Annotated in this window: 16 protein-coding genes and 1 pseudogene; 6 read left to right on the forward strand and 11 right to left on the reverse strand. The window is 74.3% G+C overall.

Annotated features, from left to right (window positions below; translation table 11 throughout):
• Window positions 1-77 precede the first annotated feature (77 nt).
• Window positions 78-1,118 carry an L-glyceraldehyde 3-phosphate reductase gene (mgrA, locus tag EDJALFJO_RS32270; protein ID WP_088290730.1) on the reverse strand — a complete coding sequence of 347 codons (1,041 nt, stop codon included), beginning with the start codon at window positions 1,116-1,118 and terminating at the stop codon, window positions 78-80.
• Window positions 1,119-1,210: 92 nt separating this feature from the next.
• Between mgrA and EDJALFJO_RS32275 the strand changes: the two genes are divergently transcribed.
• Window positions 1,211-2,419, forward strand: coding sequence for a PLP-dependent aminotransferase family protein (locus EDJALFJO_RS32275; protein ID WP_088290731.1), 1,209 nt, complete (start codon window positions 1,211-1,213; stop codon window positions 2,417-2,419).
• Between the two features lie 13 nt (window positions 2,420-2,432).
• Here the strand turns inward: EDJALFJO_RS32275 and EDJALFJO_RS32280 are convergent, their stop codons facing one another.
• Complete coding sequence (locus EDJALFJO_RS32280; RefSeq protein ID WP_198950849.1) at window positions 2,433-2,924, reverse strand: GNAT family N-acetyltransferase; 492 nt, start codon at window positions 2,922-2,924, stop codon at window positions 2,433-2,435.
• A 17-nt stretch (window positions 2,925-2,941) separates the two neighbouring features.
• Here EDJALFJO_RS32280 and EDJALFJO_RS32285 point away from each other — a divergent pair, with 17 nt between their 5' ends.
• The 4 genes from EDJALFJO_RS32285 (at window position 2,942) to EDJALFJO_RS32300 (ending at window position 5,504) form a co-directional block, all read left to right on the forward strand.
• A complete protein-coding gene (locus EDJALFJO_RS32285; RefSeq protein WP_198950850.1) occupies window positions 2,942-3,229 on the forward strand; it encodes a type II toxin-antitoxin system CcdA family antitoxin in 288 nt (95 codons plus the stop codon).
• Window positions 3,226-3,612: a type II toxin-antitoxin system VapC family toxin gene (locus EDJALFJO_RS32290; RefSeq protein WP_088290732.1), complete on the forward strand. Its 387-nt coding sequence runs from the start codon at window positions 3,226-3,228 to the stop codon at window positions 3,610-3,612. The genes EDJALFJO_RS32285 and EDJALFJO_RS32290 overlap by 4 nt, the downstream gene beginning before the upstream one ends.
• A gap of 134 nt (window positions 3,613-3,746) precedes the next feature.
• Window positions 3,747-4,970, forward strand: coding sequence for a pyrophosphate--fructose-6-phosphate 1-phosphotransferase (locus EDJALFJO_RS32295; RefSeq protein WP_088290733.1), 1,224 nt, complete (start codon window positions 3,747-3,749; stop codon window positions 4,968-4,970).
• Window positions 4,971-5,042: 72 nt separating this feature from the next.
• The gene (locus EDJALFJO_RS32300; protein WP_088290734.1) at window positions 5,043-5,504 is read left to right on the forward strand and encodes a YdeI/OmpD-associated family protein; all 462 of its coding nucleotides are present in this window, start codon (window positions 5,043-5,045) and stop codon (window positions 5,502-5,504) included.
• A 38-nt stretch (window positions 5,505-5,542) separates the two neighbouring features.
• Here the strand turns inward: EDJALFJO_RS32300 and EDJALFJO_RS32305 are convergent.
• The 9 genes and pseudogenes from EDJALFJO_RS32305 to EDJALFJO_RS32345 all read right to left on the reverse strand — a co-directional run.
• Window positions 5,543-5,873 (reverse strand): PfkB family carbohydrate kinase (locus EDJALFJO_RS32305; protein ID WP_233150165.1); only part of this gene is annotated, 331 nt, incomplete at its 5' end.
• Window position 5,874: 1 nt separating this feature from the next.
• Window positions 5,875-6,701 (reverse strand): annotated as a pseudogene (locus EDJALFJO_RS36645) (1-phosphofructokinase family hexose kinase); the annotation flags it as partial.
• Between the two features lie 127 nt (window positions 6,702-6,828).
• Window positions 6,829-7,848, reverse strand: a complete 1,020-nt coding sequence (locus EDJALFJO_RS32315) for an ABC transporter substrate-binding protein (RefSeq protein ID WP_088290737.1) — start codon at window positions 7,846-7,848, stop codon at window positions 6,829-6,831.
• A 139-nt stretch (window positions 7,849-7,987) separates the two neighbouring features.
• On the reverse strand, window positions 7,988-9,115 hold the full coding sequence (locus tag EDJALFJO_RS32320) for an ABC transporter permease (RefSeq protein ID WP_088290738.1): 1,128 nt from the start codon (window positions 9,113-9,115) through the stop codon (window positions 7,988-7,990).
• Entirely contained in the window at window positions 9,112-9,945 is an 834-nt protein-coding gene (locus tag EDJALFJO_RS32325) for an ATP-binding cassette domain-containing protein (RefSeq protein WP_088290739.1), read from the reverse strand. Before EDJALFJO_RS32325 ends, EDJALFJO_RS32320 begins: the two co-directional genes overlap by 4 nt.
• Window positions 9,942-10,841 carry a DUF2090 domain-containing protein gene (locus tag EDJALFJO_RS32330; RefSeq protein ID WP_088290740.1) on the reverse strand — a complete coding sequence of 300 codons (900 nt, stop codon included), beginning with the start codon at window positions 10,839-10,841 and terminating at the stop codon, window positions 9,942-9,944. Before EDJALFJO_RS32330 ends, EDJALFJO_RS32325 begins: the two co-directional genes overlap by 4 nt.
• The gene (locus EDJALFJO_RS32335) at window positions 10,841-12,367 is read right to left on the reverse strand and encodes an L-fuculokinase (protein WP_088290741.1); all 1,527 of its coding nucleotides are present in this window, start codon (window positions 12,365-12,367) and stop codon (window positions 10,841-10,843) included. The genes EDJALFJO_RS32330 and EDJALFJO_RS32335 overlap by 1 nt, the downstream gene beginning before the upstream one ends.
• On the reverse strand, window positions 12,364-13,491 hold the full coding sequence (locus EDJALFJO_RS32340; RefSeq protein WP_158220655.1) for a LacI family DNA-binding transcriptional regulator: 1,128 nt from the start codon (window positions 13,489-13,491) through the stop codon (window positions 12,364-12,366). Before EDJALFJO_RS32340 ends, EDJALFJO_RS32335 begins: the two co-directional genes overlap by 4 nt.
• Before the next feature lie 312 nt (window positions 13,492-13,803).
• Window positions 13,804-14,895: a class I mannose-6-phosphate isomerase gene (locus EDJALFJO_RS32345; protein ID WP_088290743.1), complete on the reverse strand. Its 1,092-nt coding sequence runs from the start codon at window positions 14,893-14,895 to the stop codon at window positions 13,804-13,806.
• Between the two features lie 126 nt (window positions 14,896-15,021).
• Here EDJALFJO_RS32345 and EDJALFJO_RS32350 point away from each other — a divergent pair, with 126 nt between their 5' ends.
• On the forward strand, window positions 15,022-16,206 hold the full coding sequence (locus EDJALFJO_RS32350) for an aldose 1-epimerase family protein (protein ID WP_088290744.1): 1,185 nt from the start codon (window positions 15,022-15,024) through the stop codon (window positions 16,204-16,206).
• Window positions 16,207-16,214 lie beyond the last annotated feature (8 nt).

A 16,214-nucleotide genomic window follows, 5' to 3' on the forward strand; every position in this document is an offset into this window, starting at 1 on the left:
GACCGGACCCTGCCAGGGTGCGCCGCCGGGGGTACGAAGGACCATTGCCCTTCCGGGCACGTCCCCCGTGGTCGCGGTCAGCTGTCGCTGGACCGCTTCCACAGGTTGATCCCCGCGTCGACGGCGTGCTGGTCGATCTGCGCGAGCTCGTCGTCCGTGAACGGCGGCGCGGAGACGGCCGCGACGTTGCCCTCGAGCTGGGCGACGCTGCTGGCCCCGATGAGCACGCTCGTCACCCGGTCGTCGCGCAGCGCCCAGGAGAGCGCGAGCTGGGCGAGCGACTGCCCGCGCGACGCCGCGATGTCGTTGAGCGCCCGGACGTGCGTGAGCGCCCGCTCGTCGAGCATCCCCGGGTCGAGGGACTTGCCCTGCGCCGCCCGGGAGTCCGCCGGGACGCCCCCGAGGTAGCGATCGGTGAGCATGCCCTGGGCGAGCGGCGAGAACGCGATGCAGCCGACCCCCTCGTCGCCGAGGACGTCGAGCAGGCCCTCCTCGATCCAGCGGTTGAGCATGGAGTAGCTCGGCTGGTGGATGAGCAGCGGCGTCCCCATCGACCGCAGGATCGTCGCGGCCTCCCGGGTGCGCTCCGGCGAGTACGACGAGATGCCCGCGTAGAGCGCGCGTCCGGAGCGGACCGCGGTGTCGAGGGCCCCCATCGTCTCCTCGAGCGGGGTCTCCGGGTCGAACCGGTGGCTGTAGAAGATGTCGACGTAGTCGACGCCCATCCGCTTCAGCGACTGGTCGAGGCTCGCGAGCAGGTACTTGCGCGAGCCGTGGTCGCCGTACGGGCCCGGCCACATGTCGTAGCCGGCCTTCGACGACAGCACGAGCTCGTCCCGGTAGGGCTTGAAGTCCTGGGCGTAGATCGAGCCGAAGTTCTTCTCCGCGCTGCCGTACGGCGGGCCGTAGTTGTTCGCCAGGTCGAAGTGCGTGATCCCGAGGTCGAACGCGCGGCGCAGGATGGCGCGCTGGGTCTCGATCGGCTTGTCGTCGCCGAAGTTGTGCCAGAGCCCGAGCGACACGGCGGGCAGCAGCAGGCCGCTGCGGCCGGTGCGCCGGTAGGCCATGGTGTCGTCGTAGCGGTCGGAGGCGGCGACGTAGGTGTCCAGGGTGGGCATGCGCGCATGCTTGCACGCGCCCGCCCGCGCGGCCAGGGTGGGTGGCCGCGACACGTCCGGCACGCGGACCGAGCCCGCGGAGGGAGCCCCGCATGACCCCGGTACCCGACGACGTCCGCGCCCGGCTGCACGAGCGGACGACGCAGCTGTGGGCGGCCGACGGTGTCGTCGACCTCGGGATCGGCCAGCCGCAGGACGCGATCCTGCCCGTCGACGTGCTGTCCGCGGCGATGGCCGCGACCGCGGCGTCCGGGCGCCCGCACCCGCTGCAGTACGGCATCGAGCCCGGCGACGGCGACCTGCGGGTCGCGGTGAGCGACTACCTCGAGCCGCACTACGGGTTCTGCCCCGACCCGGAGGCCGCCTTCGTCACGAACGGGAACAGCCAGGCGATCGACCTCGTCGTCGGCACGCTCACCGAGCCGGGGGACGTCGTCCTCGTCGAGGAGGCGACGTACTTCCTGGCGCTCGACATCTTCGCGAACCACCACGTCCGGGTCGTCCCGGTCGCGGTCGACGAGGGCGGGATCGTCCCCGACGCGCTCGAGGAGGCGTTGCGCGCGCACCGGCCGAAGCTCGTGTACGTCGTCCCCTCGTTCCACAACCCGACGGGCGCGACGCTCGACGACCGGCGCCGCGAGCGGGTCGTCGCGCTCGCCGCGGAGCACGGCGCGCTCGTCGTCGCCGACGAGGTCTACCACCTGCTGTCCGCGCCCGCGCCGGGGCAGGACCCGTTGCCCGGCAACGGTTCCGTGATGCCACGGCCGATGGCTGCGTGGGCGCCGTCCGGGGCAGTGCTGTCCCTCGGGACGTTCTCCAAGATCCTCGCCCCGGGGCTGCGGCTCGGCTGGGTGCACACCTCTCCCGACCTCGCCCGGCGCCTCGCGATGCGCGGGTTCGTCGTCTCCGGCGGGGGCCTCAACCCGCTCGTCTGCGCGGTCGTCGCCCGGTCGCTCGCCGACGGTTCCGCGGCCGCGTACCTCGGGCGGCTGCGCGGGATCCTCGGCGGGCGGGCCGCCGCGATGGACGCCGCGCTGCGCGAGCACCTGCCGGCGGACGTCATGTGGGCGACCCCCGGCGGCGGGTACTTCTTCTGGCTGCGGGTCCCGGCGGACGTCGACCTCACCGTGCTGCGCGCGGCCGCGCAGCGCGCAGGCGTGGACTTCCGGCCCGGCACGCTGTTCTCCGTGGACGGCGGCCAGACCGACCGGCTCCGGCTGAGCTTCGCGTACTACGACGAGGAGACGATCGTCCGCGCCGTGGCCGCGCTGGGGCGGGCGTTCGCGACGGTCCGGGGCTGAGGCACGCCCCGGCTCAGGCGCCGGGCGTGACCGGCTTGGCGTACCGGACGGCGCGGCGACCCTCGCGGACGACCCCGCCGACCCGGCGCCAGCCGAGGTGCTCGTAGATCGCCTGGTTCTCGGTCATGAGCTCGTTCGTCATGAGCCGCAGCTCGGGCAGCCCCGCCGCGACGGCCCGCGCGTGCGCGAAGTCGAGCAGGGCCCGGCCGAGCCCGCGGCCCTGGGCACCCGGGTGCACCGCGACGTTGTCGACCTCGAGGTGGTCGGGCTCCTCCTCGAGGACGACGAGCGCGAGCAGCGGACCCGGCACGTCGTCCGGTCCCCCGCCGTCCGGCGCGTCGACGACCCACACCTGGCCCGCCGCGACCCGGGCCGGGTAGTCGTCGACCATGGGCAGCGGCGGCATCCCGATCCGCGCCACGTAGTGCCCGTACGCCGCCGCGACGAGAGCCTCCACGGCGGGCACGTCGGCACCCGTCGCCGGCCGCGGCACCAAGGTCTCCACGTGTGTATTCTATGCGCATGGCGAGGGTGAACATCACGGTCGCGGACGACGTGATCGCGGCCGCCCGCGCGGCGGGGCTCAACGTGTCCCAGGTGGCGACCGCAGCCCTCGAGGCGGAGCTCGAGCGGCGGGCCAAGGTGGCTGCGCTCGACGCCTACCTCGCCGAGCTCGAGGCGGAGCAGGGTCCCGCGACCGCAGAAGAGGTGGCGGCCGCCGAGGCCTGGGCGGACCAGGTGCTGGGCGGCGGCGCCGTGTCGGTCGCGACGCACGGCCGTCCCCGGCGACGTCAGGACCGGTCCGCGTGACCCTCGTGCTCGACTCCGGCGCCGTCACGGCGCTCGCCGGCGACAAGGAGCGCCTGGCCGCGCTCGCCCGACGCGGCGCCTGGCCGCCGAAGGTGCCCGCCGTCGTCCTCGCCGAGTGCCTCACCGGGGACCACCGCCGGGACCACGCGGCCAACCGTCTCCTGCGGACCTGCACGATCGTCCCGGTCGAGGAGCCGCTGGCCCGCGAGGCCGCACGGCTGCGCGCCACCTCGCGCCGCGCCCGGCACGTGAGCGCGGTCGACGCCGTGGTCGCAGCGCTGGCCGCCGGTGAACCACGGCCCACGGTCCTCACCGGCGACCCCGCGGACCTGCTCTCGCTGACGGAGCAGTCGGACGCCGCCGTGACCGTCGTCCGGATCTGACGGGACCATCGCGGCCGGAGCGGCCCGACCGGCGCACTAGGGTTGTGCCGCGCGGGCGGCAGCCGGCCATCGGCCGCGGCCCGCGGGACATTGGCGTCCACCGACCTGTCGTCGACCCACGGAGTCCCGTCGTCATGACCGTTCGCCGCGTCGCCCTGCTCACCGCGGGCGGCCTCGCTCCCTGCCTCTCCTCCGCCGTCGGCGGGCTCATCGAGCGCTACAGCGCCGTGGCCCCCGACATCGAGATCATCGGGTACCTCGACGGCTACGCGGGCCTGCTCGCCGGCCGCTACATCACCGTCACCCCCGAGGTCCGGCAGAAGGCGCACCTGCTCCACAAGTTCGGCGGCAGCCCGATCGGCAACAGCCGGGTCAAGCTGACGAACGTCGCGGACTGCGTCAAGCGCGGCCTCGTCACCGAGGGCCAGGACCCGCTGCACGTCGCGGCGGAGCAGCTGACGCGCGACGGCGTCGACGTCCTGCACACGATCGGCGGCGACGACACCAACACGACCGCGGCCGACCTCGCGGCGTACCTGCACTCGAACGGCTACGAGCTGACCGTCGTCGGCCTGCCGAAGACGATCGACAACGACGTCATCCCGATCCGGCAGAGCCTCGGTGCCTGGACCGCGGCCGAGCAGGGCGCGATCTTCGCGAAGAACATCGTCGCCGAGCACTCCTCGAACCCGCGGATGCTCATCGTCCACGAGGTCATGGGCCGGCACTGCGGCTGGCTGACCGGCGCCACCGCCGTCGCCTACCGGGAGTGGCTGGGCCGCCAGGAGTTCGCCGGCTTCGGCAACGAGGCGCGCAAGTGGGACGTCCACGGCGTCTTCGTCCCCGAGCTGTCGTTCGACATCGCCGAGGAGGCCGAGCGCCTCAGGGCCGTCATGGACGAGGTCGGCTGCGTCAACCTGTTCCTCTCCGAGGGGGCCGGCGTCGAGACGATCGTCGAGGAGATGATCGCCCGCGGCGAGGAGCCGCAGCGCGACGCGTTCGGCCACGTCAAGATCGACACGATCAACCCGGGCGCCTGGTTCGCCAAGCAGTTCGCGGGCCTCGTCGGCGCCGAGAAGACGATGGTGCAGAAGAGCGGCTACTACTCGCGCTCGGCCGCGGCCAACGACGCCGACCTCGCGCTCATCAAGCGCTGCACCGACTACGCCGTCGACGCCGCGCTGCGCGGCGAGAGCGGTGTCGTCGGCCAGGACGAGGAGGCCGGCGACGCGCTGCGCGCCGTCGAGTTCCCGCGGATCAAGGGCGGGAAGGCGTTCGACACGGACGTCGAGTGGTTCACCGACCTCCTCAAGGAGATCGGCCAGCCCAAGGGCGAGCGCCTCCACCCCGACCACTGACTCTCACTCCTTGCAGTTACTAGCGCGTATGACCCGTTGATCGGGTCATACGCGCTAGTAAGTTCTGGGGCCATGGGTGAGACGTTGAGGTTCGAGGCGGTGCTGGAGAAGCGCGGGCCGGCGGGGGCGTTCCTGCTGACCGACGAGCAGGTCGCGGCGGTCGGCGACGGGCGCAAGACCTTCCCGGTGAGCGTGACCGTCAACGGCACCACGCTGGCGCTGCGGCTGGCCCGGATGGGCGGCGAGAACATGATCGGCCTCAACAAGGCCGTCCGTGCGCAGGCCGGCGTCGAGGTCGACGGCACGTACACGGTCGAGGTCGCCGCGGACGCGGGCGAGCGGACCGTCGAGGTCCCCGACGACCTCGCCGCGGCGCTCGCGGCGGACGGCGCGGCGCAGGGCGCCTTCACCGCGCTCGCGTACTCGCACCGCAAGGAGTACGTCCGCTGGGTCACCGAGGCCAAGCGGGAGCAGACCCGGGCCGAACGGGTCGCGAAGACCGTCGAGATGGTCCGCGCGGGGCAGACCCGCTAGGACGCCCCGCCCGGACGACCGGCCGGCCCGGCCGGAGGTCAGGCCGGCTGCGGCGCGACCCGCTCCATGAGCGCGGCGACGAGCGCCGGGTCGACCTCGCCGGCGAGCGGCCGGGTCACGGACGACGACCCGCTGGCGACCGCGCGGACGGTCGCCCGCTCCAGCGGCTCACCCAGCTCCAGGCCCGCCCCGAGGCCGGACGCGAACGCGTCACCGGCGCCGATCGGGTTCACCTCGTCGACGGTGGGCGCGGGCACCCAGAACTCGCCGCCCGCGTGCGCGGCGGCGACGCCGTGGCGGCCCGCGGTGACGAGGGCGGCCCGGGCCCCGGCGGCGGCCGCGCTACCTCGTCGTGGACTACAAGACGAANCCCAGAACTCGCCGCCGCGCACGCGCGGCGGCGAAGGCGTCGGCGCGGACGTCCCCCGACGACGGCTCGACGGACTCGTCGACGGGTGCGGACGGCGCGGCGCCGGTGAGCACCGCGACGACGGCCTGCGCCTCGGAGAGGTTCGGGGTGACGACGTCCGGGTGGTGCGGCAGGACGGCGACGAGCGCGTCCCGGGCGGCGTCGACGATGCTCAGGACGTCGCGCGCGCCGGCCAGCTCGACGAGGTCGCCGTAGAGGTCCTGGTGCCGCCCCGGCGGCAGGCTGCCGGACATGACGACGACGCGGTGCCCGCTGAGCTCCTCCCCCACCGCCGAGAGGAAGATGCTGCGGTCGGGCTCGGCGAGCGGCGGGCCGGGCTCGTTGAGCACCGTCGCCCGCAGGTCGTCCTCGAGGATGATCGTCGCCGACCGGATCTCACCGCTCGTGACGACCCGTCGGACGTCGTGGCCCTCCCGGTCGAGCAGGTCGCCGACGTAGCGCCCCAGGACCCCGGGAAGGTTGCCGACGAGCCGGGTCCGGACGCCGTGCGCCTTCGCCGCGCGGCACACGTTGACGGCCTTGCCGCCCGCCGTGAGGTCCGCCGTCCGCGGTCGCTGCACCGCGCCCGGGACGAGCCGTTCCATCCGCAGCGTGCGGTCCATGCACAGGTTGGCTCCGACGACGAGCAACACGTCCTCCTCGGTTCGCGGCGACGCCCCGGCGCGTCCGAGGACGGCCGGGGCGCCTGTCCGGTGCCCCGCAGGGGTCGGGCCACCGGGATCTGGCTGCTGCCACCCTGGCAGGTGCACCGCCGTCAGGCGGTGCACCCCGCCGGGAGGCGGCAGGTCGTGCGGTGGAGCAGGTCGAGCGGTTGCGCAGGTGGTGCGGTCGCTGCGCCGTCCGCGCGTGGCAGGACGGCGCAGCGACCTGTTCGGTGTCGCTGCGACCCGGAGGTCAGCAGCTCGCCTTGTAGATGTACTTCGCGACGTCCGGCTGCGCCATGTTGTCCTTCGTCACGACGAGCGACTCGGTCTGGATGTTCGCGGTGACCGAACCGCCGGACAGCGCCGCGATGGCCTGCTCGACGCCCTGGACGCCGATGTCGAACGGCTTCTGCGCGACGAGGGCCTGCACGTCGCCGGCCTCGAGCTGCTTGATCTGGTCGGGGCCGGCGTCGAAGCCGACGACCTTGACCTTGCCGGACTGGCCGGCCTGCTTCACACCGGTCGCGACACCCTGCGCGGTGAACAGGTTCGTCGCGAACACACCCGCGAGGTCGGGGTCCTTGGCGAGCGCAGCGGACATGATCTGCGCGGCCTTGGCGGCCTCGTTGTTCGAGTACTGCGTGTCCGAGACCAGCGTGTAGCCGAGCTCGGCCGCCTTCTCCTTGAAGCCGTCGACGCGCGCGTCGACCGAGGAGACGCCCGGGTTCGTCGAGATGACGAGGACCTTGCCCTTGGCCGGGACGCCGAGGGTCTGGAGCGCCTCGGCGGCCTTCACGCCACCGAGCTTGTTGTCGGTCGCGATCCGGGAGACGCCGATCGACGCGTCGTCGACGACGGTGTCCACGAGGACGACCTTCGAGCCGGCGTCCTGGATCTTCTTGAGCGGGCCGACCGACGCCTTGACGTCGTTCGGCGCCACGAGCAGCGCGTCGGGCTTGGACGCCGCCACCGCGTCGAGCAGCGGGTTCTGCAGGGTCGCGTCGAACTTGTCCGGGCCCTGGGTGGTGAGGGTGGCACCGGCCGCGGCCGCCGCCTCCTTGGCGCCGCACTCCATGGAGACGTAGAAGGGGTCACCCTTCACGCCGACCATGAGGGTGATGTTCTTGCCACCCGTCGCGGCGGAGGACGAGGCACCGGCGGTGCCGGTGTCGCTGGACGTGGTGCCGGCGCTGGACCCGCCGCCGCAGGCGGAGAGGACGAGCGCAGCGACAGCGAACGTCGACGCGCCGATGAGTCGAGTCGTCTTCACTGATGTGCTCCTTAGGGGGTCGGTAGGACGGTGGTGCCTTCGGTGCGGTGGTGCCGGGTGGTGCTGGATGGTGCCGTTCGGTGGACGGTCGAGCACCGGACGACGCACCGCCTCGTGGGCGCGGCGCCGTCCGGCCCGGTCAGCGTCTGCTGCGCGACCGACGTCGCAGCTGGTCGGACCAGACCGCGAGGATGAGGACGAACCCGACGACGACGAGCTGCCAGTAGGCCTGCACGCCGACGATGATGAGTCCGTTGTTGAGCACGGCCGGGATCCAGACGCCGATGACGGTGCCGATGATCGTGCCGATGCCGCCGAAGAGGCTGGTACCGCCGAGGGCGGCGGCCGTGATGGCGTTGAGGTTGTCGGTCGAGTGCCCGGCCACCGACGTCGTCGAGAAGTAGGCGACCGAGAGGTAGCCGCCCAGGCCCGACATGAGGCCGGCGAACGCGTACACCTTGAGCAGGTGCCGCTCGACCTTGATGCCGGACCGCCGGGCCGCCTCCTCGTTGGAGCCGATCGCGTAGGTGTGCCGGCCGAACACCGTCAGGTGGAGCAGCACTCCCCCGCCCAGGGCCACGAACACCGCCACGAGCACGAGGTTGGGCAGCCCGGGGATGATCTGACCGGTCGCGACCGGGGCGAGCGCGTAGGTCGCGACGTTCACGCCGTTCTGCATGAGGTACGCGACCCCCAGCCCGGCCCCGAGCGTGCCCAGGGTCGCGATGAGCGCCGGCACCTTGAGGTACCCGACGACGAACCCGTTGATGAGCCCGACGGTGAGCCCGGCGAACAACGAGCCGGCGAGGGCGACGAGCAGCAGCGTCGCCGTGGTGTTCTCCCCGCTGACGTCGACGCCGGTGCCGTCGCCGACCGTGACGAGGGACAGCGCCTTGACGGCGAAGACCTCGCCGAGGATGACGGCGCTCGGCACCGACAGGTCGACGCCCGCGGTGACGATGACGAACGTCGCCCCCATGGACAGGACCGTGAGGATGGCGACGTTCTGCGCGAGGTTGACGAAGTTGGAGCCGGTGTTGAACTTGCCGGCGCCCATCACCGAGAACCCGATGACGAGGGCGAGCAGGGCGATGAACGTGAAGGTCGCCTGGGTGCCCATGAGCCGCTGCCAGATGGTCGCGGCCTTGTCCACACTGATGCCGGCGCCCTCGACGAGCGCGTCGGCCTGCTGCTGCACGGCCGCCTTCTCGGCGTCCGTGCGCTGCTCTGCGACCAGCTCGACCGCGGTCTTGGCCTCGTCGCTCATGCCGCTGCCCCCTGCCCGTTCTCGGAGCCCGTCTCGGGCTCGTTGCGGTACGCGCCGGAGATCGACGCGATGAGCCGGTCCACGGTGAGGCCCTCGTCGTCGCGGGAGAACCGCGCGACGCGGGCGCCCAGGCGCATGACCTCGATCCGGTCGGCGACCTCGAGCACCTGGGGCAGGTTGTGCGAGATGAAGACGACCGCGAGGCCGCTGTCCCGCACCCGCTCGATGAGCTCGAGCACCTTCTTCGTCTGGATCACCCCGAGCGCCGCCGTCGGCTCGTCCATGAGGATGACGTTCTTGGCCCACATGGCCGCCCGGGCGATGGCCACCGACTGCTTCTGGCCGCCGGAGAACGACGCGACCGGCACCCGCAGGTCCTGCACCATGCCGACGCCGAGCTGGGCGAAGCTCTCGGCGGTCCGGCGCCGCATCTCCTTGGCGTTGTGCAGCACCTTCCAGCGCCGCAGCTCGCGGCCGAGGAAGACGTTCGCCGCGGCGTCCAGGTCGGGTGCGAGAGCGAGGTCCTGGTAGACCGTCTCGATGCCGAACCCGTTGGCCTGCACCGGGTTGTGCATGACGACGTCCTTGCCTGCGACCTGGATCCGGCCGGCGTCGGGCTGGATGACGCCGGCCAGGCACTTGACGAGCGTCGACTTGCCCGCGCCGTTGTCGCCGACGAGGGCGGTCACCTCGCCCGGGAAGGCCTCGAAGGACGCCGAGCGCAGCGCACGCACCTGGCCGTACTGCTTCTCGATCCCGTACGCGGCGACGGCAGGGACCCGCCCCACGGCGGTCCCGGCCGGCGACGCGCCGGCAGACGTCTGGCTCATGCGCCGACCTCCTGCCACGGCGTGCCGTGCTTCTCGAGGACGTCCACGAGGCCCTGCAGGCGGGGGACGGCCACGTCGGCGAGGAACGCGCGACGCTCGTCGCCCTCGAGGTCGACGGCCTCCTTCCAGATCGCCCGGCCGGCGATGATGCCGCTCGCGCCGGCGTCCAGCGCGGTGATGCACCGCTCGACGAAGGCCTCGTAGCCGACCCCGGCGGACAGCAGCGCCCACGGGACGTCACCGAGCGCCTCGGTGACCCGGCGGCAGCCGTCGGCCCCGCCCGGCCACTCGAGCTTGAGCAGGTCCGGCTTGAGCGTCGCGAGCCGCTTCGCGGAGAGGATGACCGCCTCGAAGCGCTCCTCGTCGGTCGGGGTGTGACCGGGCGCGAAGCTCACGAGCGGCTCGATGACCGAGGGCACGCCCTCGGCGCGGCAGTCCTCGACGACGGCGCGGACGACGTCCATCGTCTCGGCCGCGAGGTCGGGCTCGCCGTCCTTGGCGACCCGGTCCGGCTGCCAGTAGACGAGGAACTTCACGGCGTCGCCGGTGTTCTCCCGGACCCAGGCCGCGGTGCGCAGCGGGTCGCGGACGTTGCGGTACTCCTCGCCGTACTTCTCCTTCTCGACGGGCTCCGCGGCGATGAGCAGGCCGACCCCCTCCGGCATGGCGCCGGCGGCGCGCACGGCGGACACACCGAACTCGGTGTCGGTGAGCACGCCGCTCGAGAGCGGGGCGAGCGCGGAGATGACGTCGACCTTGAACGACTTGAGGTCGTCGTCCTCGGCCGGCTTGCCGGCGCCGGTGAGCATCCGGCGCAGCGTGCCGCGCTGGTCCATGGCGAGGACGGCGAACCGACCGTTGGCGTCGGCGATGGCGTCCAGACCGCTGCGGGACATCACGGAACCTCTCTCTCGGGAACTGGTACTGCGCGACGGCCGGCATCGGAGCCGCCCGTCGGGTGGGGCACCCGGTCGGGCGCCCCGTCGGTCGTGGCTCCCCCGGCGGTGGCCGGTTCGCCCGTCGTGCGGGTCGGTGCGGGTGATGACGGTGGTGCGGTCGGCACGTCGGCGGGGTCGTCGCCGACGGGCCAGGGCGGGCCGTCGAGCACCGCCGGCTCCGGCATCGCGCCCGCTGCCACGGCCGCGAAGTAGGCGGCGCCGGCGGCGCCCGCCTCGTGGAGCCGGACGACGCGCAGACCGGCGAGCTGGGCGGCCTTGGCGTGCCGGACCATCGGGTTGGCGAGCCAGCCCCCGGTCGCGACGGTGCCGGTGTGCGGGCCGACGAGCGCCGCCATCCGGTCGGTGAGGTCGGCCGAGGCGTCGACGAGGTCACCGACCGCCGAGCGCCAGACCTCGGCCGGTGTGACGCCGTCCGTCAGGCGCAGCACGACGGACTCACCCTCGAGGGTCACCGACGCGAGCCGACGGCCGGTCAGGGCCAGCGACTCGGTCGCCAGGGCGGCCCGGGCCTCGCGGGTGGCGAGCCCGAGCGCACCGGCGACGCGTTCGAGACCGAAGCCGGTCCGCAGCCCGGCGAGCAGGCACGCGTGGCCGCCGACGACCGTGCGGCCCAGCGTGAGCCCCGCCGCGACGGCCGCGGCGGCGAGGTCCGGCGTCGGCACGAGCCGGGCGAACCGCAGCAGCGCCTCGGCGGTGCCGAGGCTGTCGAAGAGCATCCCGTCGCGGGCGGCACCGGCGACCATGCCGGCCGTCTGGTGGTCGTGCCCCCCGACGGACAGGACGGCGCCGCGGACGGCGGCCGGCAGGCCCGCGGCGTCCACGTGCCCGGCGGGCGCGCCCGCGAGAACGGGCTCGCCGAGCAGGTCCGCCCCGAGCAGGTCGGCGGCCGCCGTCCACGACCGGCCCGTGACGACGTCGAGCAGCCCGGTGCGGCTCGCGAGCGAGACCTCGCTGCCGGGGCTGCCGCCGAGCGCGACGACGGCCCACTCGGGGACGGAGTAGAACCGGACGGCGGAGCGCACGGCGGCGTGCTCGCGCTGCATCCGGACGAGCTTCGGCAGCGACGGCTGCGCGTCGAGCGGCATCCCGACCGCACGGTGGAACGCGTCCTCGCCCAGGGCCTCCCGGACCGCGTCGACGTCGGCGCGGCGGTCGAACCAGGCACGGATCGGGGCCAGCGGTGCGCCGTCGGCGTCCACGGCGACCCCGGCCTCGCCCATCCCCGTGGTCCCGACGCCGACCACCCGGCCGCCGAGGTCCGCGGCCGCGTCGCCGACCCTGCCGACCAGGGCGCGGACGAGGTCGGCGAGCGTCGTCGGGTCGAGGTCGGAGCCGTCCTCCAGACGCAGCCACGGGGTCGGCTCCGCGGCGTCCGCGAGCTCGTGCCCTGCGAGGTCGAGGAGGACCGCCTTGACCCGCGTCGTCCCGACGTCGACGCCGACGAGCAGGTCGCGGCCGGTCACGAGGTCACCTCCGCGGCCGGGCGGTCCGCGGCCTTGGTGCCGCCGCCGGTGCTGCTGCCGCCGCTGCTGCCGCCGCTGCTGCCGAAGGGCCGCAGCGGGGTCGGCTCGACGGCCTGGAACCGGGCGTGCGCGTCGGGTGCGCCGGCGTCCACGTACTCGGGGGCCAGGACGACGCGGCGGCTGGGACCTGCCGCGCCGTCCAGGCGCTCGAGGAGCAGGGTCGTCGCGGCGGCGCCGAGGCGCTCGGCCCCGGAGACGACGACGAGCGGCGGCCGGACGAGCAGGTCCGCGTCGTGGATCTCGTCGAAGACGGCGATGTCGACGTCCCGCCCGAGCCGCTGCGCGACCCGCAGCGCCGAGCGCGCCGCGGAGTGCTGCGCGGACATCACCGCGGTCGCCGGGTCCGGCCCGGACAGCAGTGCCTCGAGGGCCGCCTCCGGGTCGTCGGCGAGGGCGTAGTCGAGCAGCACGAGGTCGGGGTCGACCGGCAGGCCGGCGTCCGCGAACGCCGCGAGGTAGCCGGCGTGCCGCTCCTCGACGGTCCAGACGCGGCGGTCCCAGCCGAGCATGGCGACCCGGCGGTGCCCGGCGGCGATGAGCCGGGCGACAGCCGTGCGGGCGCCCTCGCGGTTGTCGACGGTCACGGTGTCGACCTCGACGCCCTCGAGCGGGCGGTCGACGGCGACCACGACGAGGCCGTGCTCGATCTCGGGCGTCAGATAGGTCGCGTCACCGGGCGCGGGGACGAGCAGGAGGGCGTCGACCCGGCGCTCGACGAGCGTGCGGACGAGGCGGCGCTGCCGGGCGGGGTCGTCCCCGTGGCTCGCGGTGACGAGCTGCAGGTCGCGCGGCGCGAGGATGCCCTCGACGGTGCCGGTGATCGCGGCCATGAAGTGGTCGGAGACGCTCGAGACGACGAGGCCGACGGCCGCGCTCTGCCGCCCCGACGCGAGCGAGCGGGCCAGGTGGTTGGGCCGGAATCCGAGCTCTCGGGACGCCTCGAGCACCCGGCGCGCGGTCTCGGCGGCGACGCCGTACTCGCCGTTGAGGGCCCGGCTCGCGGTCTTGAGGCTCACCCCGGCGCGGGCGGCGACGTCCGCGAGGGTCGGGCGTCCGGAGCTCACGCAGGTCACCTCCCGTCACATCCGCCCGGTCCTGGGTCGACCGGTGGACCCTCGTTTCGACAGCGCTGTCAGACAGCGCTGTCGGAGAACCTAGACGTGATCCGGGCCACCCTCAAGGGACGAACGGGAAGGTTACGTATTCGTTACTGGCCTGAGTCCGACCCGATCCCGAGTAAGCGTTCTCGGGGCGGTGCACCGGCTCCGGCCGGCGTCCGCGCCGGGACGGCGACGGCCGGTGCCCGGGGAGGGCACCGGCCGTTCCGCGGTGACGCTGCGTAGCGTTCCCCGGCGTCGTCGACGACGGAGCCGCCCTCAGCGCGGCGCCTCGGCGGCGTCCGAGGCGGGCGGGCGGCAGAGCACACCGCGGACCGCGCCCGCGGGACCGGCCGTGAGCGTCCAGTCGCCCGCGCACCACGGCACGAGGACGGCGTCCCCGCGGGCCACGGCGAGACCGCCGCCGTCCGTCGTGTCGACCCGGCCCGCACCGTCGAGGACGAGCAGCACCGCGAGGCCCGCCGGGACGTCGACGCCTACGCCGTCGCCGTCCGCGCCACCCGTCGCGTCGACGTGGTGGGCGCGGAAGTAGGGCTCGGCGTCCGCCGGGAGCGCGGCGACGAGCGGCGAGACCGCGCGGCCCGCGGCGTCGACGAGGCTCTCGGCGGGGACGAGGTGGCGTTCGAGGTCCGCGGACGTCCACGGCGTGAGGTCGAGGGCCTGCAGCGCGAGGTCGAACCCGAGGCCGAGGTGGCCGTCCCGGTCGCCGTCCACCGCGAAGCCGTCCCACTCGAGCAGGATCGACAGGTCCGTCGGCTCCTGGACCTCGACGATGAGCACGCCCTCGCCGATGAAGTGCGGCGTCCCGGACGGCACGAGGACCCCGTCCCCGGCCCGGACGGAGCGCGTCACGCACAGGTCGACGAGCGCCGCGCTGTCGTGGGCCGACACCAGGCCGGCGACCTCCTCGGGGCTCACCGCGCGGCGGAAGCCGAGCCCGACGACCGCCCCCGGGTCGGCCTCGACGACGACCCACGCCTCGGTCTTGCCGTGCGCCAGGCCGAGGTGCTCACGGGCGAAGGCCCGCTGCGGGTGCACGTGGACGGGCAGCCGCTGGCCGGGGTCGAGCAGCTTGACGAGGATCTCGACGTTGTCGCCGCCGTAGCGGCGCACGTGGTCCTGGCCGAGCCAGGCGACCGGGTCTGCGAGCACCCGCTCGCGCAGGAACGACCCGTCGGGCAGCCGGGACAGGCCCTGCTCCGTCTCGCCGAACCGGGTCGTCGCGCTGCCGACCCACTCCTCGGGCCGCTGCGGGCCTCCCGGACCGCCGCGCAGGGCGCCGATGCGGTCGCCCCCGCGGTAGAAGTGGTCGAACTGGTTGGGCGGGAGCAGCAGCGGTGCGGGGCGCATGGCGGTCCTTCCTGGACGGCGGGACGACGCGGCGGCGCGGCGTCCGACCGGAGGGCGCGGCCGGTCACGCCGCATGGCATCGTGACCGTTCGCACCCGCCCGACGTCGCGCGAGCCGAGGAGAAGGATGGCACCGACCCCTGTCGAGGACGCCGGGACCTCCCGACCGGGCCGCCCGACAGCCTCCCGGCGGACCGGCCCGCAGACGATCTTCGGCAAGCCGGCGGGCCCCGGCCTGCGGGCCTGGCTCGGCCACCCGGAGCAGGTCGCCGGCGTCGAGCTCGTCGAGGTGGCCGACGGCGACGCCCGCGGGGTCCGGCTCGTCCGGCTGCGGTCGGGTGAGATCGAGGTGGACCTCGCCGTCGACCGGGCGCTCGACGTCGTCCGGGCGAGCGTGCGCGGCGTCCCGGTCGGCTGGCTCTCCCCGGCAGGCCTGCGGCACCCGGCGTTCGCCGAGCCGGCCGGCTGGGGCCCGATGCGGACCTTCACCGGCGGCCTGGTGCAGACGTGCGGCCTCGACCACGTCCACGGGCCGTCGTCCGAGCCGCACCGGTTCGGCCACCCCGGCATCACGACGACCGACCACCCCATGCACGGCCGGGTCGCGGCGCTGCCCGCCCGGCTGACCCGGCTCGGCCGCGAACAGGTCGTGGACGCGCAGGCCCCGGGCGGCGTCCGCGAGATGCTCGTCGTCGAGGGCGAGGTGCGGCAGGCCGCGCCGTTCGCCGAGCAGCTCGTGCTGACCCGCCGGGTCGAGGTCGAGGTCGGCGGCCGGACCGTGCGGATCGTCGACCGGGTGCGCAACGACGGCTTCGTCCCGACCCCGCTCGCGGTGCTCTACCACGTCAACGTCGGGTGGCCGGTGCTCTCCCCCGCGGCCCGGATCCGCTCGACGACCGGCGCCCCCACCGCCACCGCAGGGGACGTCGCGAGCAAGCGTCGCGATGCGGTCGGCACCCCAGAACCCGCTGGCGTGGAAGGGGTCTGGGAGCTGCCCGCGCACCCGGACGGCGACGGGCTGGCCCATGCCGCGGTGCTCACCGACGACGTCGGCGACGGCCGCGCCGCCGGCCTGCTCGTCTCGTGGGACGTCACCCGGATGCCCTGGATGATCGAGTGGATGATGCCCGCCGAGGGCATGTACGTCGTCGGTCTCGAGCCCTCGACCGTCGGGTTCGGCGGGGTGCCCGCGGCCGAGGCCGCCGGCACGGCCCGGCTGCTGCGCCACGGCGAGGAGGCGCTCCTGGGCGTCGACCTCACCCTCCTCCACGGCGCCGACGACGTAGCCGCCGCCACCACCCTCTTCCCTTGACCCCCGCC

The organism is Kineosporia sp. A_224, assembly GCF_002198655.1.
Taxonomy (GTDB): domain Bacteria; phylum Actinomycetota; class Actinomycetes; order Actinomycetales; family Kineosporiaceae; genus R-H-3.